Origin of the sequence: Thalassovita mediterranea (assembly GCF_001458435.1) — a bacterium.
GTDB classification, from domain to species: Bacteria; Pseudomonadota; Alphaproteobacteria; order Rhodobacterales; family Rhodobacteraceae; genus Thalassobius; species Thalassobius mediterraneus.
In genome coordinates this window covers 215,200-234,353 of the sequence record NZ_CYSF01000012.1, presented here as the reverse complement: position 1 = coordinate 234,353, position 19,154 = coordinate 215,200, and the positions used below count along the sequence as shown (strand labels likewise).

At 57.7% G+C, this 19,154-nt stretch carries 18 protein-coding genes; 12 read left to right on the top strand and 6 right to left on the bottom strand.

Annotated features, from left to right (window positions below):
• The first annotated feature begins 43 nt into the window (after positions 1 to 43).
• The gene (pdxR, locus tag TM5383_RS12290) at positions 44 to 1,513 is read left to right on the top strand and encodes a MocR-like pyridoxine biosynthesis transcription factor PdxR (RefSeq protein ID WP_058319326.1); all 1,470 of its coding nucleotides are present in this window, start codon (positions 44 to 46) and stop codon (positions 1,511 to 1,513) included.
• Between the two features lie 77 nt (positions 1,514 to 1,590).
• Here pdxR and TM5383_RS12285 read toward each other — a convergent pair whose 3' ends face one another.
• The 3 genes from TM5383_RS12285 to TM5383_RS12275 all read right to left on the bottom strand — a co-directional run bounded on the left by TM5383_RS12285 (position 1,591) and on the right by TM5383_RS12275 (position 3,308).
• Positions 1,591 to 2,235 (bottom strand): DUF1523 family protein, encoded by a 645-nt coding sequence (locus tag TM5383_RS12285; RefSeq protein ID WP_058319325.1) that lies wholly within the window; start codon positions 2,233 to 2,235, stop codon positions 1,591 to 1,593.
• Between the two features lie 226 nt (positions 2,236 to 2,461).
• On the bottom strand, positions 2,462 to 2,803 hold the full coding sequence (locus TM5383_RS12280; RefSeq protein WP_143570240.1) for a hypothetical protein: 342 nt from the start codon (positions 2,801 to 2,803) through the stop codon (positions 2,462 to 2,464).
• Between the two features lie 55 nt (positions 2,804 to 2,858).
• Positions 2,859 to 3,308: a MarR family winged helix-turn-helix transcriptional regulator gene (locus TM5383_RS12275; protein ID WP_058319323.1), complete on the bottom strand. Its 450-nt coding sequence runs from the start codon at positions 3,306 to 3,308 to the stop codon at positions 2,859 to 2,861.
• 132 nt (positions 3,309 to 3,440) lie between these two features.
• Between TM5383_RS12275 and TM5383_RS12270 the strand changes: the two genes are divergently transcribed.
• Complete coding sequence (locus TM5383_RS12270; RefSeq protein WP_058319322.1) at positions 3,441 to 3,866, top strand: organic hydroperoxide resistance protein; 426 nt, start codon at positions 3,441 to 3,443, stop codon at positions 3,864 to 3,866.
• A 70-nt stretch (positions 3,867 to 3,936) separates the two neighbouring features.
• Here TM5383_RS12270 and TM5383_RS12265 read toward each other — a convergent pair whose 3' ends face one another.
• Entirely contained in the window at positions 3,937 to 5,145 is a 1,209-nt protein-coding gene (locus TM5383_RS12265) for an aminopeptidase P family protein (protein WP_058319321.1), read from the bottom strand.
• A 201-nt stretch (positions 5,146 to 5,346) separates the two neighbouring features.
• On the opposite strand from TM5383_RS12265, the gene TM5383_RS12260 reads away from it, so the two are divergent.
• The gene (locus TM5383_RS12260) at positions 5,347 to 6,360 is read left to right on the top strand and encodes a P1 family peptidase (RefSeq protein WP_058319320.1); all 1,014 of its coding nucleotides are present in this window, start codon (positions 5,347 to 5,349) and stop codon (positions 6,358 to 6,360) included.
• 4 nt (positions 6,361 to 6,364) lie between these two features.
• Here TM5383_RS12260 and TM5383_RS12255 read toward each other — a convergent pair whose 3' ends face one another.
• Positions 6,365 to 7,156: a hormone-sensitive lipase gene (locus tag TM5383_RS12255; RefSeq protein ID WP_058319460.1), complete on the bottom strand. Its 792-nt coding sequence runs from the start codon at positions 7,154 to 7,156 to the stop codon at positions 6,365 to 6,367.
• Positions 7,157 to 7,269: 113 nt separating this feature from the next.
• On the opposite strand from TM5383_RS12255, the gene TM5383_RS12250 reads away from it, so the two are divergent.
• Positions 7,270 to 8,751 carry an NAD-dependent succinate-semialdehyde dehydrogenase gene (locus TM5383_RS12250; RefSeq protein ID WP_058319319.1) on the top strand — a complete coding sequence of 494 codons (1,482 nt, stop codon included), beginning with the start codon at positions 7,270 to 7,272 and terminating at the stop codon, positions 8,749 to 8,751.
• 121 nt (positions 8,752 to 8,872) lie between these two features.
• On the opposite strand, the gene TM5383_RS12245 is transcribed toward TM5383_RS12250, so the two are convergent.
• The gene (locus TM5383_RS12245) at positions 8,873 to 9,631 is read right to left on the bottom strand and encodes a DeoR/GlpR family DNA-binding transcription regulator (protein WP_058319459.1); all 759 of its coding nucleotides are present in this window, start codon (positions 9,629 to 9,631) and stop codon (positions 8,873 to 8,875) included.
• 269 nt (positions 9,632 to 9,900) lie between these two features.
• Here TM5383_RS12245 and glpD point away from each other — a divergent pair, with 269 nt between their 5' ends.
• The 8 genes from glpD to glpK all read left to right on the top strand — a co-directional run bounded on the left by glpD (position 9,901) and on the right by glpK (position 19,153).
• A complete protein-coding gene (glpD, locus tag TM5383_RS12240; protein ID WP_058319318.1) occupies positions 9,901 to 11,487 on the top strand; it encodes a glycerol-3-phosphate dehydrogenase in 1,587 nt (528 codons plus the stop codon).
• Positions 11,488 to 11,504: 17 nt separating this feature from the next.
• Entirely contained in the window at positions 11,505 to 12,593 is a 1,089-nt protein-coding gene (locus TM5383_RS12235) for an ABC transporter ATP-binding protein (protein ID WP_058319317.1), read from the top strand.
• Positions 12,594 to 12,605: 12 nt separating this feature from the next.
• Positions 12,606 to 13,682: an ABC transporter ATP-binding protein gene (locus TM5383_RS12230; protein WP_058319316.1), complete on the top strand. Its 1,077-nt coding sequence runs from the start codon at positions 12,606 to 12,608 to the stop codon at positions 13,680 to 13,682.
• Complete coding sequence (locus TM5383_RS12225) at positions 13,682 to 14,551, top strand: carbohydrate ABC transporter permease (RefSeq protein WP_058319315.1); 870 nt, start codon at positions 13,682 to 13,684, stop codon at positions 14,549 to 14,551. The genes TM5383_RS12230 and TM5383_RS12225 overlap by 1 nt, the downstream gene beginning before the upstream one ends.
• A gap of 3 nt (positions 14,552 to 14,554) precedes the next feature.
• Positions 14,555 to 15,418 carry a carbohydrate ABC transporter permease gene (locus TM5383_RS12220; protein WP_058319314.1) on the top strand — a complete coding sequence of 288 codons (864 nt, stop codon included), beginning with the start codon at positions 14,555 to 14,557 and terminating at the stop codon, positions 15,416 to 15,418.
• A 19-nt stretch (positions 15,419 to 15,437) separates the two neighbouring features.
• Entirely contained in the window at positions 15,438 to 15,710 is a 273-nt protein-coding gene (locus TM5383_RS12215; protein WP_058319313.1) for a DUF2160 domain-containing protein, read from the top strand.
• 85 nt (positions 15,711 to 15,795) lie between these two features.
• On the top strand, positions 15,796 to 17,517 hold the full coding sequence (locus TM5383_RS12210; protein ID WP_058319312.1) for an ABC transporter substrate-binding protein: 1,722 nt from the start codon (positions 15,796 to 15,798) through the stop codon (positions 17,515 to 17,517).
• Between the two features lie 148 nt (positions 17,518 to 17,665).
• Positions 17,666 to 19,153: a glycerol kinase GlpK gene (glpK, locus tag TM5383_RS12205; RefSeq protein ID WP_058319311.1), complete on the top strand. Its 1,488-nt coding sequence runs from the start codon at positions 17,666 to 17,668 to the stop codon at positions 19,151 to 19,153.
• The last annotated feature ends 1 nt before the right edge of the window (position 19,154 follow it).

Here is a 19,154-nt window from a genome sequence, read left to right as displayed (position 1 = left end):
TATCCAGATTGCAGCCATCTTAGGTCCAGCCTAATCTGCCCCCATGGCTGTTCCCGTCGAAACCTTCTTCCTCACCCCGAATGCACAGGGCACGCTGCAGGCACAGATCCAGCAGATGATCGCCAGTGCGATCCTGTCGGGCCGTCTGCGGCGAGGGGAGAAACTGCCATCGTCGCGCAAACTGGCGACACACCTTGGCGTCAGCCGCCTGACTGTGACCTTGGCCTATACCGAGTTGCAGGTCAGCGACTATCTGCAATCGCGCGACCGTTCCGGCTACTATGTCAGCGACAATGCCCCCGAACCGCTGCCAGACCCCACCCCGCCCGAGGGCGCGTCAACGGTCGATTGGGACGCGGCATTGCCAAAGCAACTGACCTCCTCTGTCGTGCCTGGACGCCCTTCAGATTGGGCGCGCTACCGCTTCCCCTTTGTCTACGGACAAGCGGATCCGACGCTTTTTGATCACGCCCATTGGCGGCTGTGTGCGTTACAGGCGCTGGGGCAGAAGGATTTCACCGCGCTGACCACCGATTACTACGATCAGGACGATCCCGAACTGATCGAATTTATCCTGCGCCACAGCCTGCCCCGCCGCGGTATCAGCGCCCGCCCGCAGGAGGTGCTGATTACAATGGGCGCCCAGAACGCGCTGTGGCTGGCAGCGCAGGTGCTGCTGGACGGCAACCGCCGCGCGGTGGTGGAAAACCCCGGCTACCCGCCGCTGAAGGACACGCTGGCGCAGATCGGCTGTCACGTCACGCCCGTGGATGTGGACGCAGACGGCCTGCCGCCCGAGGCGCTGCCGGATCAATGCAACGTCATATTCACCACACCGTCGCATCAATGCCCAACCTCGGCGACAATGCCCGTCGCACGGCGCAAGGCGTTACTGGCAGCTGCCCGCGACCGTGGCGCCTTGGTGGTGGAGGATGATTATGAATTTGAAATGTCCTTCCTCACCCCTGCCCTGCCCGCCCTCAAAAGTCTGGATGGCGATGGGCGGGTGATTTACGTCGGCAGCTTTTCCAAGGTGCTGTTTCCCGGGCTGCGCCTCGGCTATCTGGTGGGTCCCGAACCGTTTATCCGGCAGGCCCGCGCCCTGCGCGCCACGGTGCTGCGCCACCCGCCGGGACATATCCAGCGCACAGCAGCCTATTTCCTGCGCCTTGGCCATTATGATGCGCAGATCAAGCGGATGTCGCGACTACTGGCCGAACGCCGCGCGGTGATGCAGGCTGCGCTGCTGGATCATGGGCTGAGCATTGCAGGCAGCGGTAGCTTCGGCGGCTCCAGCTTCTGGATGCAGGCGCCAGAAGGCGCGGATATGGAACAGGTGCGCCAGCACCTCCTGCACGACGGCGTGTTGATCGAAAGCGGGAATCGGTTTTTCAGCGGCGCGCAAGCCCCGCGCAATCATTACCGGCTGGCCTATTCCTCGATCCCGTCCGATCGCATCACCGAAGGCGTCGCGCGCATCGCCGCCGCGATCGCCGCAAACACCGGCGCATGAAAAAGGGCGCCACACCGCGCCCTTCACCGTTCCCAAAACATCCCAAATCCAGCGCTGCAACCAGCACCAAGCCGGACTTACTTGCCACGCAAACCTTTAAGCCAGCGGCCCATACGGCTACCGCGATCGGCAATCGCGTCAGAGGCGGCATCATAGCCATCCTCGATATCCTCCAGCACCGGATCAATCCGCGCCTCGCGGAAACGCCGCCAACGCACGTACAGCCCCCAGAACAGCGCCGCCATGAAGGTCAGGAAAACGATATTGAACCAAGGAATGATCTGTTCATCCGGACCCGTTGCAGGGCGCACATCCACCGCGTTGGGATAGATCGAAAACAGCTCATTGCGCCAACCATAATGGGTGATCACCACCCATTTCGGCGCCTCGACGGTGGATTCCATATCGCCCACCTCGGCCTGCAGGTTCGACGTGTCGAACTTGAAATACGGCGGCCAGCCCCAGCCGGTGTCCTCATTACGGTAGACCATCACCTCATCTTCGGGCGATTTGGTCTGGATAAAGAACACATCACGGTTCACTGGCGATGCCGCATTGCCGCTACCGGCACTAGACCAGAAGAGGGAGTTGTTGCCGAAATCAATCCGCTCTTCATAGGTGCCGGTCACCCGCACAATGTCATGCTGCGGCAGGGTGTAGTGGAAAAATCCGACCACAAGGGTCAGCACCACAATCCGAAATGCCCATTTCACATAGCCCATGACGGCCCCTTTCTGAAATCCGCTCTACGCCTTGCTACGCCAGCAGGCGCCTAAAATCTACAGACACAGTTGGGGGATTTGGGCCGAAGTTTCAAGAACAGGTCAGCGCTGCGACGCAACGGTTAGCATATTAGGAATGAGGTTGTGTGGATTGCAGCACTACGACAACCATCTGTGCAGATGTGACTTTTTGGGCTCTCTACGACGATGCCTGCAGTTCCATTCCTCATCGCTTCCAATCCAGATCCAGTTCCAACCAACGCTCCAATTGCGCGGCCTTTAAAGCCAAAATCGGGAACCAAACCCCGATGAAACCCAAACCAACTGTGCCGTATTTCACCGCGAAAACGGCAGCAAACAGAGTCGGAAGGCCATAGAAAGCAATCATCGCCAACCAACCAATTTGCAAGATCGCAGCAACCACAACACAACCACAGGCGCCTGCCATAGCAGCTAAGAGACCCAGCTCAATTTTCACCCAACGCGGTTTGAATTTCGGGTCCAACTCTTTAACGCTGCGCACGCGAAGAGGTGTCCGCTTTCGAAAAATGTTTAAATTCATGGCCATTCACTTTCACCATACAATCTATGCGAGCTGATCGATGAATCAAAGCCTACCGCAATCACCCCGCCAGCGCCGCTTCCAATCGCAAACGTAGACGCCGCACTTCTTCGCGCAACTCAGTCACCTCTGACGCGGGCATTGCCGCAGCCTCCCCCAGACAGGCGGGGATCGTGGCGGCCTGATCCTGAAGAGCGCGGCCTGCGTCGGTCAGGCGGATGCGGACGCGGCGCTCATCCTCGGGGTCGCGCTGGCGGGTGATCTGGCCCGATGCCTCCATCCGTTTGAGCAGCGGCGTCAAGGTTGAGCTTTCCAGTGACAGAGCCTGCCCCAGATCGCCAACCGCGCGGTCATCGCGTTCCCAGAGCAGCAGCATCACCAAATACTGCGGATAGGTCAGCCCCAGCGGATCCAAGAGGGGTTTGTAGAACTTGGTAAACGCATGAGAGGCGGCATAGACCTCAAAGCAAAGTTGCTGGTCGAGGGTGGTGAAGGGTGCGGTCTGTGTCATGCTTACCCAATTAAATCGCACACGATTAAATCGCAAGGGTTGACAGTGCGAGATGATGCCGACACTTATATCGCACACGATTTAATTGCTCGATAACAAATTGAGTACCTGCGAGACCGAAAGGACATGACAATGCTTGAGAGCGTAATCTACAAAACAGCCGCAACCGCAACCGGGGGCCGTGATGGCACCGCCAGCTTTGCTGATTCTGACGCAACCTTCGGCCTGGCCCCGCCCAAGGAATTTGGCGGCAACGGCAATGGCATGAACCCCGAACAGCTGTTTGCGGCAGGCTATGCGGCCTGCTTCCTGTCGGCGCTGAAACATGTGGCCGGCGAACAAAAAATCGCCGTGCCTGCGGATGCCACCGCGGATGTTGCCGTTGCCATCGGCCCGCGCGTTGGCGGTGGTTTTGGTCTGGATGTGGCGATCGACGTTTCCCTGCCCGGGATGGATCCCGCACAGGCAGAGGCGCTGATCGAAACCGCGCATCAGGTCTGCCCCTATTCCAACGCCACCCGCGGCAACATCGACATCACCCCGCGCCTGAAGGGGTGATCAGAGGGGGCCGAACGCAAAGAGGGAGGGCAATGCGCCCTCCCTCTCTCGTTTCATGGTATGGGGCCAATCACCCAACCACGTTAAAGTCCGGCCCATAGGGATAGCCGGTGATGTTTTCATTGCCATCCTCGGTGATGATCAGGATGTCATGTTCGCGATAGCCCCCCGCGCCCGGTTGGCCGTCTGCGATGGTCAGCATCGGCTCCATCGAAATGACCATGCCCGGTTCCAGCACGGTGTCAATATCTTCGCGCAGTTCCAGACCGGCCTCACGACCATAGTAATGCGACAGCACCCCGAAGGAATGACCATACCCAAACGTACGGTATTGCAGCATGTCACGTTCAGCGAAGAATTCGTTGATCTGATGGGTCACCTCGGCGCAGCTGGCGCCGGGTTTCAGCAGCGAAATCCCCAGCTCATGCGCGCCCACATTCGCCTCCCAATACTTGAGGGAAGCGTCATCAACCTCACCCACAAACATGGTACGTTCCAGGGCGGTGTAATAGCCCGAGATCATCGGGAAGGTGTTCAGCGACAGGATATCGCCACGCTGCAACCGCCGTGCGGTGACAGGGTTGTGGGCGCCGTCGGTGTTGATACCGGATTGGAACCACACCCAGGTGTCGCGGTATTCCGCATCGGGGAAGCGTTTAGCGATCTCCAGCTCCATCGCGTCACGACCGGCCATCGCCACGTCAATTTCGCGCGCGCCCTCTTTCACCGCATCGCGGATCGCATAACCGCCCACATCAGCCACCGCAGCACCTGCGCGGATCATTTCCAGCTCGGCCGCGGATTTGTGCATACGCTGGCGCATGGTCGGCTCATACAGATCCTTGGTCGCGGCGGGCGACAGGAAGCTGTCCAGTTTGGATTTCTGCAACAGGCTTAGGTGATCGCTTTCATAGCCGATGACCTTGCCCGCGCCGGTGACGGACAGGATCGCGCGCCAATAGTTGTCGCGCTGCCAGTCGGTGTAGGTGATGTTGTCGCCATAACACCGTCGCCACGGCTGGCCTGCATCGATTCCGGCTGAAATAGTGACACATTCTGTCGCTGTCACCACCAGCGCATAGGGGCGGCCAAAGGCGCAATAGGTGAAGCCAGAATAATAAGAGATGTTGTGCATCGACGAAAACACCGCCGCATCCACACCGGTGTCGACAAGGATCTTGCGCAGGCCGGCAACGCGGTTGGCATATTCGGCATCTGCAAACTGCAGCGCAGCCTTTTCGCCATTGTGGAAACGATAGAATTCAGGACGAGATGTCATTTGTTGACCCTCCTTAATCAAAAGAAAGGTCCCGGCGTTCAGGACGGTTTGAACGGGGTCCCATTGCTATTGCATCCGTTGTGCAGCAATGCGGCGACGCCATCGCCCAGCCCGAAGGGCCTGACCCGTATAAGCCCCAACTTGCCGATCCTGAGAATTCAGGCAAGATGTTTTTGCGACCTTTTCAGGGAAAAATACACAATGACCATTTCCGCACAGCCCAGTACCGAAGTTGGTGCCCGAAATCTGATCACCGATGTCGCGGGCCTGCGCGTCGGCAATGCCGACGATCAGACGATCAAGACTGGCGCGACAGTTCTGCTGGCGGATCAGCCGTTTACCTGCGGTGTGCATGTGATGGGCGGCGCGCCGGGGACGCGGGAAACAGACCTGTTGGCGCCGGACAAAACGGTGGAACAGGTGGACGCGCTGGTGCTGTCTGGCGGATCGGCCTTTGGTCTGGATGCGGCGTCTGGCGTTGCCGATGGGCTGCGCGCACAGGGGCGCGGCTTCAAGGTGGGCGATCAACTGGTGCCGATTGTGCCCGGCGCAATCCTGTTCGACCTGATCAATGGCGGCGACAAGAACTGGTCTGAAAACCCCTATAAACGGCTGGGCGCTGCGGCGCTGGCAAATGCAGATACAGATTTCGCCCTCGGATCCACCGGCGCGGGCACCGGCGCGACCACGGCGAACCTGAAGGGCGGGCTTGGCTCTGCATCCATCACCCTGCCCTCAGGCCACACGGTTGGCGCGCTGGTGGCGGTGAACGCGCTGGGATCTGCCGTGGTAGGCGACGGCCCCGCGTTCTGGGCCGCGCCGTTTGAACAGAATGCTGAGTTCGGCGGCAAAGGCGTGGCGCAAAGCTATAGCGACACCCATGTGCCGCCAACCAAACTGGCGGCGCACGCCAACACCACCATCGGCATCATCGCCACAGATGCCGCGCTGACACAGGCGCAATGCACACGCCTCGCCACTGCGGCCCATGACGGTTACGCCCGCGCGCTGTATCCCTCCCATACGCCGATGGACGGGGACCTAATCTTCGCCGCAGCCACATCCGAAAAACCACTGGGCGACCCGATTGCAGATACTCTCTACCTCGGCCACGCAGCGGCCACTGTGATGGCCCGCGCCATTGCCCGCGCGATCTATCATGCAACCGCACAGCCAAATGACGCCCAGCCGACGTGGGCCGAACGGCACGGCTAAGACCTTAACCCAACAGCCGCGCCAGTATCCGCCCATCCCGATCCGCCAATGGATCAATTACATCGAAATGGTGACGACCCGCGTCAATCACACACTCGCACCCCCATGCCTCGGCCAAGGCAGTAGCCTGTTCCAGAAACGCCGGACGCTCCTCCGCCCCGACCCAAACGGTGACATCGATATGGGACAGCGGTTGTTGCAACACGGGACTTTCGGCGCGCGCGTCTGCTTCGTCCATCTTGAACTTCTCGTTCATCGAGGTTTTCAACAAAGGTCGCAGGTCTGACACCGGCGAAATTGGCATCACCCGTTTGATCCGCGCTGCCACAGCGTCAGGCAACAGACCAGGCACCGACATACGCGCCACCAGATGCCCGCCTGCAGAATGACCGGCCAGATGGATCGGTCCATCAATCATTTCCGCTGCCACGGGGATCATGCGGGCAATCTGGTGTGTAATCTCGGCAATCGACACATCGGGGCACAGGTCATAAGACGGCATCGCCACCGCCCACCCCGCCTCTAACGCGCCCTGTGCGCAATGGGACCAGCTGGATTTGTCAAAGAACAACCAATAGCCACCATGCACAAAAACCAGCAGGCCCTTTGGGGTGCCCTCGGGTTTGTATAGATCGAAACGATGGCGCGCGCCCTCCCCATAGGGCAGGTCCAGTTCAACCTGACCGCTTTGCATCATGCCTTCACGAAACGCGGCTGCGGCCTGTGCCCAGCGCTGCGGGTATTCAGCGCCGTTTTCGATAAACTGCATATTTGCGTAGGCTTCATCCAGTTCCATGGCGGGTTTCATCAAGGCCTCCCAGAATTTGATCACTTTTTCTGGACAATCCTATCGCCAGATGGTCCACCTATGCCAGAGATATCGCAAGCATACGTTGGGAGGAGCCACCAATGACACAGACAACCACCGATCTGAAATCGCTGCTAAAAGATCCAGAGCTGCTGGCGACCCAAGCCTATATCGCGGGCGAGTGGGTCGACAGTGACACTGGCGCCACCTACGAGGTGACGAACCCTGCCCGCGGCGATATCATCGCCACTGTTGCCGATCCCAGCCGCGCGCAGGTGACCGAGGCGATTGCCAAGGCCGAAGCCGCGCAGAAAGAGTGGGCCAGCTGGACCGGCAAGGAACGCGCAGCCGTGCTGCGCCGTTGGTTCGATCTGATGATGGAACATCAGGACGATCTGGGCACCATCCTGACCGCCGAACAGGGCAAGCCTTTGGCAGAGGCGAAAGGCGAAATCGCCTATGGGGCCTCCTTCATCGAATTCTTTGCCGAAGAGGCCAAGCGCGTTTACGGCGAGACGATCCCCGGCCACCAGCGTGACAAGCGTATCATGGTGATGAAACAGCCCATCGGCGTTGCCGCCTCGATCACCCCATGGAACTTCCCCAATGCGATGATCACCCGCAAGGCCGGTCCGGCGCTGGCAGCGGGCTGTGCCTTTGTAGCGCGTCCTTCGGAACTGACCCCGCTATCCGCGCTGGCGCTGGGTGTGCTGGCCGACCGTGCAGGCATCCCCAAAGGCGTGCTGTCGATCCTGCCGACCACAGATGCCGCAGGCACGGGGCAAGAGTTCTGCGAAAACCACGCGGTGCGCAAGCTGACCTTCACCGGATCGACCAACGTGGGTCGTATCCTGCTGCGTCAGGCGGCGGATCAGGTGATGAAATGTTCGATGGAACTGGGCGGCAACGCGCCCTTCATCGTCTTTGACGACGCCGATCTGGATGAAGCGGTCGCTGGTGCGATCATGTGCAAATTCCGCAACAACGGTCAGACCTGCGTGTGCGCCAACCGCATCTATGTGCAGGACGGTGTCTATGACGCCTTCGCCGCCAAGCTGAAGGCCGCCGTTGAACAGATGAAAGTGGGCGACGGTCTGGAGGCCGGCACCGATCTGGGCCCGCTGATCAGCGACAAAGCGATTGCCAAGGTGCAGGAACATATTGCGGATGCGAAAGCCAAAGGCGCGACCGTGATCCTTGGCGACACGGACGCGACGCAAGAGGCAGGCTACTTCCTGCCCCCGACCATCGTGACCGGCGCCACTAAGGACATGCAGTTCGCCACCGATGAAACCTTCGGCCCGCTGGCACCCTTGTTCCGTTTCAAGGATGAGGATGAGGTGATCGAGCTGGCCAACGACACGATCTTCGGCCTTGCCAGCTATTTCTACGCCAAGGATCTGAGCCGCGTCTACAAAGTGGCCGAAGCGCTGGAATATGGCATCGTTGGTGTGAACACCGGCATCATCTCCACCGAAATGGCGCCCTTTGGCGGGGTCAAGCAATCCGGCCTTGGACGCGAAGGCAGCCATCACGGGATGGAAGACTACATGGAAATGAAATACGTCTGCATGTCCGTGTAAGCTAAACGATTAAGGGGCTTTGAGAACCCTCAAAGCCCCTTACGATGTGCAGTCCATTTTGAACAATCCGTCGCGCGCCAGATTGAATAAACCGGCCCAGTGATGCGTGGGCCATGTGCCGTCAGGCGACAATAATTTCTGTGCCGCTACTCTTGCATGCCACAACAAATTCGGCGGGCGGCTGCGCATCGGTAATGAAAGTGTCAATTTCAGACAGGCCCGCAATTTTCAGGGGCGCTTTGCGTTCGAATTTCGACGTGTCCGCCACCAGAATGATTTTATCACTACGGCTGATAATCGCCTGACTGACCCCCACTTCGCGGGTATCGAAATCCAGAATATCGCCCTCTTGATGCAGCGCCGAACAACCGATCACGGCATAATCAAACCGGAAACGTGAAACCGTTTCTCTGGCCACTGCACCAACCAATCCCCCGTCTGCACGTCGCAAATCGCCGCCGGTGACCACCACCTCCGCTTCGGAGGTATGAGACAGATTATTGGCGATGTTCAGGTTGTTCGTCACGATGAGCAGGCCCGTATGGCGGTGCAACTCCGCGGCGACTGCTTCGGTCGTGGTTCCGATGTTCAAAAACAAAGAACAGTCGTTTGGAATATGCTTCACGCAGGCTCTGGCGATGTCGACTTTGGATGACAGGTTCAGCTCCTGACGTTCCATATAAGCGATGTTCACCGTCGCAGATGGCAGGATCGCACCACCATGCACACGTTCTAGCTGCCCCGACTCTGCTAACTCTGTCAGGTCGCGCCGAATAGTTTGTGGCGTGACACCGAAATGATCCACCAACATATCGACGGTCACTTTCCCCTCGCGCCGGGCAATCTCGATTATTTCAGGCTTTCGCAGGGTCTGAACCAAATATGCCTCCCAGTTTCTTTTGACCATAAAGCGTTCAGACCGGTTCGCAACCAGTGACGCGCGTTTTAGATTCGGTCCCCCCATCTTTACGTTCGCTTGTGCACTTTTAACGAAAAAAGCGCAAAAAATTTTCCATTTTCTGTCAATTCGTTAGGCAAAAGCGAATTGAAACGAAAAAAATTTACTTCCATTTGCGCGCGGTTTCTGTTCAAAAGTGGCGTGTTCTGAGGGCTGCTGACGGCGTTCCAGACCGCTCGGGGAGGAAAACAATGCAAGCAGACTATGATCTTTTGGTCATTGGTGGTGGTATCAACGGGTGCGGAATCGCGCGCGATGCTGCGGGCCGTGGCCTCAACGTTTGCTTGCTGGAAATGAACGATTTGGGCGGTGCAACCTCTGCCTCGTCGACCAAACTGTTCCACGGCGGCCTGCGCTATCTTGAGTACTTTGAATTCCGTCTGGTCCGCGAAGCTTTGATCGAACGCGAAGTGTTGCTGACCGCGATGCCGCACATTTCGTGGCCGATGCGTTTTGTCCTGCCCTATCACGCACAAATGCGCTTCGACACAAGCACGCCAACGTCCCGATTGCTCGGCACGTTTATGCCGTGGATGAAGGGCCGACGCCCCGCATGGCTTATCCGCCTTGGACTATTTTTGTACGATAATCTGGGCGGCAGAAAAATCCTGCCGGGCACCACCAACATAGACCTGACCACCGCACCCGAGGGTGCCCCACTTCAGGATAAGTTTAAGCGCGCCTTCGAATATTCCGACTGCTGGGTCGAAGATTCGCGCCTTGTCGTATTGAACGCACGCGATGCCGAAGCACGTGGCGCCGACATCGTTACGCGCGAAAAGGTCATCTCAGCGGACGTGACCGATGGCATTTGGACCGTCACATCGCAGAACACCACCACAGGCCAACAAACCAAACGCACGGCGAAAATGGTAGTGAACGCCGCTGGCCCATGGGTCGGTGACGTTCTGCGCGGCACATTGAAAAGCAACAGCTCTGCCGGCGTGCGATTGGTGCGCGGCAGCCATATTGTCACCAAGAAGCTGTTTGACCACGACAAATGCTATTTCTTTCAAGGGACAGATGGGCGGATCACCTTCGCCATTCCCTATGAAACGGATTTCACCCTCATCGGCACGACAGATGTAGAACACACTGACCCGTCCCAGAAACCGGAATGCACCGACGAGGAACGCGACTATCTGCTAGGCTTCATCAATCAGTACATCGCCAAACCCATCAGCAAAGATGACGTCGTCTGGACCTATTCCGGTGTGCGACCGCTTTATGACGACGGTGCAGATAGCGCGACGGCGGCAACCCGCGACTATGTTCTGAAAACCGATACGTCGCGCGGCGCGCCGGCCCTGAATATCTTTGGTGGCAAGATCACCACTTATCGCTGCCTCGCGGAAAGCGCTCTGGAAGAGATCGCCAAAGAGCTGCCCATTTCCGGCAAGCCCTGGACCGCAGGCGTCGCGATGCCGGGCGGCGACTTCCCTGTGGATGGGGTAGACGACCTGATCGCTTCTTTGCGCGCACAGTTTGCTTTCCTCGACGCCCGCTGGGCCCGGCGTCTGGTGCGCGCCTATGGCACCGACGCATTCGAGGTACTCAACGGTGCCGCGCAGGCCAGCGATCTGGGGCAAGACTTTGGGGCCACTTTGACCGAAGCTGAAGTCAAATGGCTCATGGACAATGAATACGCACAACGTGCAGAAGACATCGTTTGGCGCCGAAGCAAATTAGGTCTTCGGATGACACCGGAACAAATAGAAACACTGGACACTTGGATGGCCACATGGTTAACGACCGTGTCTTCGGCCGCCGCAGAATAAAGGAGGGGGTTTGGCTTATGTCGCTTGAACTAAAAGGCGTTTCCAAGGTCGTGAATGGCCAGACGCATATTTTTGAGACGGATCTGGTCCTCGAAAAAGGAACGATGAACGTTCTCTTGGGGCCCACCCTGTCGGGCAAAACCTCTCTGATGCGGCTGATGGCGGGTCTCGACAAACCGACAACGGGCAAAGTTTTCTGGGAAGGCAACGACGTCACAGACGTCAAAGTCCAAGACCGACACGTCGCGATGGTCTACCAGCAGTTCATCAACTACCCGTCGATGACCGTGTACGACAACATTGCGTCCCCCCTTAAGCTATTAGGCAAGACCAAGGATGAGATCGATCAGGCAGTACGCAAGTCTGCCGAACTGATGCAGCTGTCGCCGATGCTGGACCGCAAGCCGCTGGAACTGTCCGGCGGACAACAACAGCGCTGCGCCCTTGCGCGCGCATTGGTCAAAGATGCGGGTCTGGTTTTGTTGGATGAACCCCTTGCCAACCTTGACTACAAGCTGCGCGAAGAGCTGCGTATCGAGATCCCCAAGATCTTCGAAGAGTCGGGGGCGATTTTCGTTTATGCGACGACCGAACCCGAGGAGGCGCTGCTGCTTGGTGGCAACACCGCAACGCTGTGGGAAGGCCGCATTACACAGTTCGGCCAGACACCCGTTGTCTACAGACAGCCCGTTGATGCGACCACCGCACGGGTGTTCAGCGATCCGCCAATGAATTTCCTGCCGGTCAGCAAGGTTGGCAACAGGATCATGTTCGGTGACGGACAATCCGCCCCGGCCGCAGGCGCGATGCAGGATCTGCCAGACGGACGGTATCAAGCCGGGTTCAGACCGAACCACGTTGAAATTCTGTCGCATGGTGATCACTCGATGGAGTTTCACACCAAACTGATGGTGACCGAACTGACAGGCTCCGAAACCTTTGTTCACCTTGATCACCACGGCGAGGCCTGGGTGGGTCTGATCCACGGCATCCATGATCTGGAACTGGGGGCACCGCTAAAGGTCTACCTTGATCCCAGCCACGTCTACATCTTCAGCGAAGACGGCGACCTTGTGACCCCCGCAGCTTACGCGCTGGCCGCTTGAGGAGGCTGAAAAATGGCAAAAATTACACTCGATAATCTGGCGCATTCCTATAACCCTTCGCCTCAGTCCGAAGATGACTTTGCGCTGAAAGAGTTGAACCACGTGTGGGCCGATGGCGAAGCCTACGCACTGCTGGGATCGTCCGGCTGTGGCAAGTCGACATTGTTGAACATCATTTCTGGTCTACTGACCCCCAGCCAGGGGCGCATTCTCTTTGATGATGTCGATGTCACTCAGGCCAGCACCGCAGACCGCAACATCGCGCAGGTGTTCCAGTTCCCAGTGGTCTACGACACCATGACCGTGCGGGACAATCTGGCGTTCCCGTTGAAGAACCGCGGCGCCAGCGCTCAGTATATCGCGCAGCGCGTCCAGCAGATCGGCGCCATGATCGGCATGGAAGCCGAGCTAGACAAACGCGCGCGTGGCCTGACGGCGGATGCCAAACAAAAGATCTCTCTTGGGCGTGGCATGGTGCGTGAAGATGTTAACGCGCTGTTGTTTGATGAACCACTGACAGTGATCGACCCCCATATGAAGTGGGAGCTGCGCACGCAGCTGAAATCGCTACACCACGAATTCGGTCACACAATGATTTATGTGACCCACGATCAGACGGAGGCACTGACCTTCGCTGACAAAGTTGTTGTGATGTATGACGGCCGCGTTGTGCAGATCGGCACCCCCGAGGAACTGTTCGAAAAGCCACAGCACACCTTTGTCGGCTACTTCATCGGGTCACCCGGCATGAACGTGATCCCGGCGCAGGTCGAAAACAACATCGCCACAGTGCACGGCGCATCTGTCACGCTTTCGCAGTCATACACATCCCTGAACGGCAAGGTGGAGCTGGGGGTGCGTCCTGAATTCGTATCACTAACCGACGGCGAAGGCCTGCCGGTCAAAGTGCGACGCGTCGAAGATGTGGGCCGACACAAGATCGTACGAGCGGAGCTGTTTGGCAACGACATCAACATCGTAGAGAGCGAAGGCACATCCATTTCACCGGATATGAACCGCATCGTTTTCGACCCTGCAAAGGTCAACATCTACGTGAATGACTGGCTCAAAGAGGGGGAGGCAGCCTGATGAACAAGACACTCAATCAAAAGGCATGGTTCCTTGTCCTGCCAGTGCTTTTGCTGGTGGCATTTTCTGCGGTCATCCCCCTGATGACCGTGGTGAACTATTCTGTGCAGGACACGTTCGGGAACAACCAGTTTTTCTGGGCTGGCCTCGAATGGTTCGACGAGCTGATCAATGATGATCGCATCTGGGATGCCCTTTGGCGCCAGTTGATGTTCTCGGCGATCATCCTGTGCATTCAGGTGCCGCTCGGCGTTTTTGTTGCGCTCAACATGCCCAAGAAAGGGTTCTGGGCCAGCTTCTGTCTGGTGGTTATGTCCCTGCCGCTGTTGGTTCCGTGGAACGTTGTGGGCACCATCTGGCAGATCTTCGGCCGCGTCGACATTGGCCTGCTGGGCTATACGCTGTCGTCGCTGGGCATCGATTACAACTATACCTCGGACCCGTTGGCGGCGTGGATCACCATCATCGTGATGGATGTCTGGCACTGGACCTCTCTTGTGGCGCTGCTGGCCTATGCAGGTCTGCAATCGATCCCGGATGCCTATTATCAGGCAGCTAAAATCGATCAGGCCAGCCGCTGGAATGTGTTCCGCTATATCGAACTGCCCAAAATGATGGGCGTTCTGATGATCGCGATCCTACTGCGCTTTATGGACAGCTTCATGATCTACACGGAACCGTTCGTTGTGACCGGTGGCGGCCCTGGCAACTCGACCACTTTGTTGTCCATCGACCTTGTCAAACTGGCACTGGGTCAATTCGATCTCGGCCCCGCGGCGGCGTTCTCGATCATGTACTACCTCGTGATCCTGACCATCAGCTACGTGTTCTACACCGTGATGACCAACATGGACAAAAAGGAGGGCTGACCGATGGCCGATACCACTGCAACCGCATCAGCAACTCTGACAAAATCCCGCGCCGCTCCACGGCGGCGCATCAAAAGCTCGACCATCGTCATGGGGCTGTATCTGCTGTTCCTGATGCTGCCAATTTACTGGCTGCTGAACATGAGCCTGAAAACCAATACAGAGATCCTGAACTCGTTTTCTCTATGGCCCCAGAACCTGACCTTCGACAATTACGCAACGATCCTGACCGATCCTGCGTGGTACATGGGCTACGTCAATTCGCTGATCTATGTTCTGCTGAATACAGTGATCAGCCTGGCTGTTGCCCTGCCCGCAGCCTACGCGTTTAGCCGCTACACCTTCCTTGGTGACAAGCACCTGTTCTTCTGGCTGCTGACAAACCGCATGGCACCGCCGGCAGTGTTCGCGCTGCCGTTCTTTCAGCTGTATTCATCTGTTGGGCTGTTTGACACGCACATCGCTGTTGCTTTGGCACATTGCCTGTTCAACGTACCGCTGGCGGTTTGGATCCTCGAAGGCTTTATGCGTGGCGTGCCCAAAGAAATCGACGAAACCGCTTACATCGACGGGTATTCCTTCGGCAAATTCTTCGTAAAGATTTTCATGCCGCTTATCTCGTCGGGCATCGGTGTCGCAGCGTTCTTCTGTTTCATGTTCTCGTGGGTCGAGCTGCTGCTCAGCCGCACCCTGACAACTGTCGACGCAAAACCGATCGCAGCAATCATGACACGAACCCAAGGTGCAGCAGGCATCGATTGGGGCGTGCTGGCCGCAGCGGGTGTTCTGACCCTCGTACCCGGTGCGTTGGTTATCTACTTCGTTCGCAACTACATCGCCAAGGGCTTCGCCCTGGGCCGCGTCTAAGGATTAAAGGAGAAACGTTATGGAATGGATGGCTTGGACCTGGCCGACGGCCGTGTTCTTCATCATCATCGCGTCGACACTTGTCGTCTTCACGATCCTCGCAATCAAGTTTCCCGAAACGCCGCGCCAAGGTGTTTTGGGAATGGAGACGACCCGTGGCGATCGTCTCTTCATCACACTTCTCGGCTCGGCTTTCATTAATCTGGCTTGGCTGGGACTTGTCGGCGCGCACCAACCGTATGCGCTGATCGTCTGTCTGGTTTACGCAATTGCGGTTTTTCGCTGGGTGTAAACGAGGTGGTCAACACCCCGCGGTTTTAGCGGATCGACAGGGTGCCAAACAAAATCTGAAGTTTCCAATATTTAGGGAGGAAATGATGAACTTCACGCTAAAATCAAGCACGGCGATTGTCTTCGCGCTTGCTATGTCGGGGGCGCCCGCCCTTGCCGACATGGATGCAGCAAAGGCTTTCCTGGACACTGAAATCGGCGATCTGTCGGTTCTGAGCCGCGCCGATCAAGAAGCAGAAATGCAGTTCTTCGTCGATGCAGCCAAGCCCTACGCTGGCATGGAAATCAAGGTTGTGTCGGAAACGATCACCACCCACCAGTACGAAAGCGAAGTACTGGCACCGGCGTTCGAAGCGATCACTGGCATCAAGGTGACCCACGACCTGATCGGCGAAGGCGACGTGGTGGAAAAGCTGCAGACCCAAATGCTGTCGGGCGAAAACATCTATGACGCCTACATCAACGACTCCGACCTGATCGGCACTCACTGGCGCTACCAGCAGGTGCGCAACCTGACCGACTGGATGGCTGGCGAAGGCAAAGACGTTACCCTGCCCACGCTGGACGTTGAAGATTTCATCGGCACCAGCTTTACCACTGGTCCTGACGGCAAACTCTACCAGCTGCCGACCCAACAGTTCGCGAACCTTTACTGGTTCCGCTACGATTGGTTCAACGATCCCAAAAACATGGCCGACTTCAAAGCCGCCTATGGCTACGATCTGGGCGTTCCGGTCAACTGGTCGGCATACGAAGACATCGCCGAGTTCTTCACCGGCCGCGACCTGAGCCACATGGGCGTTGATGGCGAAGTCTTTGGCAACATGGACTACGGCAAGAAAGACCCCAGCCTTGGCTGGCGTTACACCGATGCGTGGATGTCCATGGCTGGCATGGGCGACTCGGGTGAGCCGAACGGCCTGCCCGTTGATGAATGGGGCATTCGTGTAAACGAAAAATCCCAGCCGACCGGTTCCTGTGTGGCCCGTGGTGGTGCAACCAACGCACCTGCCGCAGTTTACGCTGTAACCAAAGCCATCGAATGGCTGGAGAAGTATTCGCCGCCCGCAGCTGCCGGCATGACCTTCTCCGAAGCTGGCCCGATCCCCGCACAGGGCAACGTGGCCCAGCAGATGTTCTGGTACACCGCCTTTACCGCCGCAACGGTTGAGCCCGGCCTGCCGGTCATGAACGAAGACGGCACGCCGAAATGGCGTATGGCTCCGTCGCCGCATGGCGCCTACTGGAAAGAAGGCCAGAAGATTGGTTATCAGGACGCTGGTTCCTGGACCCTGATGAAATCCACCCCGGTGGATCGTGCACAGGCCGCATGGCTCTACGCACAGTTCGTTGTGTCCAAAACTGTCGACCTGAAGAAATCGGACGTTGGCCTGACCTTCATCCGTGAATCGACCATCGACAGCCAGCACTTCACCGATCGCGCCGACAAACTGGGTGGCCTGGTAGAATTCTACCGTTCGCCCGCGCGTGTTCAGTGGTCGCCCACCGGCACCAACGTTCCTGACTACCCCAAGCTGGCACAGCTGTGGTGGCAGAACATCGGTGACGCAATGTCCGGCGCCAAAACCCCGCAAGAAGCACTGGATGCACTGTGTGCCGACCAAGAACGTGTTCTGTCGCGCCTGCAGCGTGCCGGCGTACAGGGTGACCTGGGTCCGGTCCTGAACGATGAGCAGGACGCAGACTACTGGTTCTCGCAGCCGGGCGCGCCCTATGCGAAGCTGGAAAACGAAGACGAAGAGCCGATCACCGTTTCCTATGACGAGCTGATCAAATCCTGGCAGTAAGCCGGATCTTCTCCCGGTGCGAGGCGTTACGACGCCTCGCACCATCTTGATCAAATCCCCAAAATTCTAATGGCCGTGACGGGCCAATGCCGGGCGGTGTCAAAACCGCTCCCCATTCTTGCAGCCAATCGACAGAGGAAAGTGCCCGATGAAATACGTACTCGCTGTTGACCAAGGCACGACCTCGACGCGCGCCATTGTCTTTGATGAAAAGCTCACCCCAATTGCCACTTCACAGGACGAATTCGAACAACATTTCCCGCAATCGGGATGGGTCGAACATAACCCTGATGACCTGTGGGCCTCTTCCGCTGGCACCTGCCGCGCGGTGATTGAACGGGCGGGCATCAGCCCCAAGGACATCGTTTCAATCGGGATTACCAACCAGCGCGAGACCACCATCGTGTGGGATAAAACAACCGGGCAGCCCGTATACAATGCGATCGTTTGGCAAGACCGGCGCACCGCAGACTACTGTGAAGAGCTGCGCAGCGCAGGTCATAGCGATATGTTTGCAAATCGCACCGGACTGCTGATTGACCCATATTTTTCCGCGACCAAACTGAAATGGATCCTTGATCACGTCGAGGGCGCGCGGGAACGCGCGCGGCGCGGCGACCTGTTGTTTGGAACAGTAGATACCTTCCTGATCTGGAAACTCACTGGGGGCAAGGTCCATGCAACCGACGCCACCAATGCAGCCCGGACAATGCTATATGACATTCGCAAAGGCCGCTGGAGCAGCACAATTTGCAACCTGTTTGATATTCCGATGGACATGCTTCCAGAGGTCAAAGACAGCGCCGCCGATTTCGGTACCAGCCGCGCCGATCTGTTTGGTCGAGAAATCCCGATCTGTGGCGTTGCAGGCGATCAGCAAGCCGCCACACTAGGGCAGGCCTGTTTCAAGCCGGGCATGTTGAAGGCAACCTACGGCACCGGCTGTTTTGCCCTACTGAACACAGGCGACACACCCGTCCAATCCCAAAACCGCCTGCTGACCACCATCGCCTATCAACTCAACGGTAAACCGACATATGCGTTGGAAGGGTCGATTTTCATTGCTGGTGCAGTGGTGCAGTGGCTGCGCGACGGACTGCAGATCATTCAAAACGCAGCAGAAACACAGGCGCTGGCCGAACAGGCCGATCCTACACAAAACGTGGTCCTTGTCCCCGCCTTTACCGGGCTGGGCGCACCTTATTGGAAACCCGATTGTCGCGGGTCGATCTTCGGCCTCACCCGCAACTCTGGCCCGAACGAACTGGCGAAGGCTGCACTTGAAAGTGTCAGTTTCCAAACACGGGATCTGCTAGAAGCCATGAAGTCCGATATGGGGTCTCAAGCCAAGGATGCAGTATTGCGCGTCGACGGCGGCATGAGCGCATCAAACTGGGCGATGCAGTTTCTGGCCGATATCATTGACGGCCCCGTGGATCGGCCTCAGATCCTAGAGACAACCGCTCTTGGGGTGGCATGGCTGGCTGGAATGCATGTTGGCGCGATGCCCGAACAGGATGAATTTGCCAAACTCTGGGCTTTGGACACCCAATTCACCCCACACATGGCCCCTGCAACCCGTGTCGAAAAATGCGCGGCTTGGAAACGTGCCGTTGATTGCACACTGGCATTCTAAA

Excerpts from the sequence above, each read along its gene's own strand:
- TM5383_RS12280 (WP_143570240.1), bottom strand. The coding sequence starts at position 2,803 with ATGGCCATGAATTTAAACATTTTTCGAAAGCGGACACCTCTTCGCGTG.
- TM5383_RS12285 (WP_058319325.1), bottom strand. The coding sequence starts at position 2,235 with ATGGGCTATGTGAAATGGGCATTTCGGATTGTGGTGCTGACCCTTGTG.
- TM5383_RS12270 (WP_058319322.1), top strand. The coding sequence starts at position 3,441 with ATGCTTGAGAGCGTAATCTACAAAACAGCCGCAACCGCAACCGGGGGC.
- TM5383_RS12255 (WP_058319460.1), bottom strand. The coding sequence starts at position 7,156 with ATGGAACTGGATGAAGCCTACGCAAATATGCAGTTTATCGAAAACGGC.
- TM5383_RS12210 (WP_058319312.1), top strand. The coding sequence starts at position 15,796 with ATGAACTTCACGCTAAAATCAAGCACGGCGATTGTCTTCGCGCTTGCT.
- TM5383_RS12220 (WP_058319314.1), top strand. The coding sequence starts at position 14,555 with ATGGCCGATACCACTGCAACCGCATCAGCAACTCTGACAAAATCCCGC.
- TM5383_RS12225 (WP_058319315.1), top strand. The coding sequence starts at position 13,682 with ATGAACAAGACACTCAATCAAAAGGCATGGTTCCTTGTCCTGCCAGTG.
- TM5383_RS12260 (WP_058319320.1), top strand. The coding sequence starts at position 5,347 with ATGACCATTTCCGCACAGCCCAGTACCGAAGTTGGTGCCCGAAATCTG.
- TM5383_RS12275 (WP_058319323.1), bottom strand. The coding sequence starts at position 3,308 with ATGACACAGACCGCACCCTTCACCACCCTCGACCAGCAACTTTGCTTT.
- pdxR (WP_058319326.1), top strand. The coding sequence starts at position 44 with ATGGCTGTTCCCGTCGAAACCTTCTTCCTCACCCCGAATGCACAGGGC.
- TM5383_RS12265 (WP_058319321.1), bottom strand. The coding sequence starts at position 5,145 with ATGACATCTCGTCCTGAATTCTATCGTTTCCACAATGGCGAAAAGGCT.
- TM5383_RS12250 (WP_058319319.1), top strand. The coding sequence starts at position 7,270 with ATGACACAGACAACCACCGATCTGAAATCGCTGCTAAAAGATCCAGAG.
- TM5383_RS12235 (WP_058319317.1), top strand. The coding sequence starts at position 11,505 with ATGTCGCTTGAACTAAAAGGCGTTTCCAAGGTCGTGAATGGCCAGACG.
- TM5383_RS12215 (WP_058319313.1), top strand. The coding sequence starts at position 15,438 with ATGGAATGGATGGCTTGGACCTGGCCGACGGCCGTGTTCTTCATCATC.
- glpD (WP_058319318.1), top strand. The coding sequence starts at position 9,901 with ATGCAAGCAGACTATGATCTTTTGGTCATTGGTGGTGGTATCAACGGG.
- glpK (WP_058319311.1), top strand. The coding sequence starts at position 17,666 with ATGAAATACGTACTCGCTGTTGACCAAGGCACGACCTCGACGCGCGCC.
- TM5383_RS12230 (WP_058319316.1), top strand. The coding sequence starts at position 12,606 with ATGGCAAAAATTACACTCGATAATCTGGCGCATTCCTATAACCCTTCG.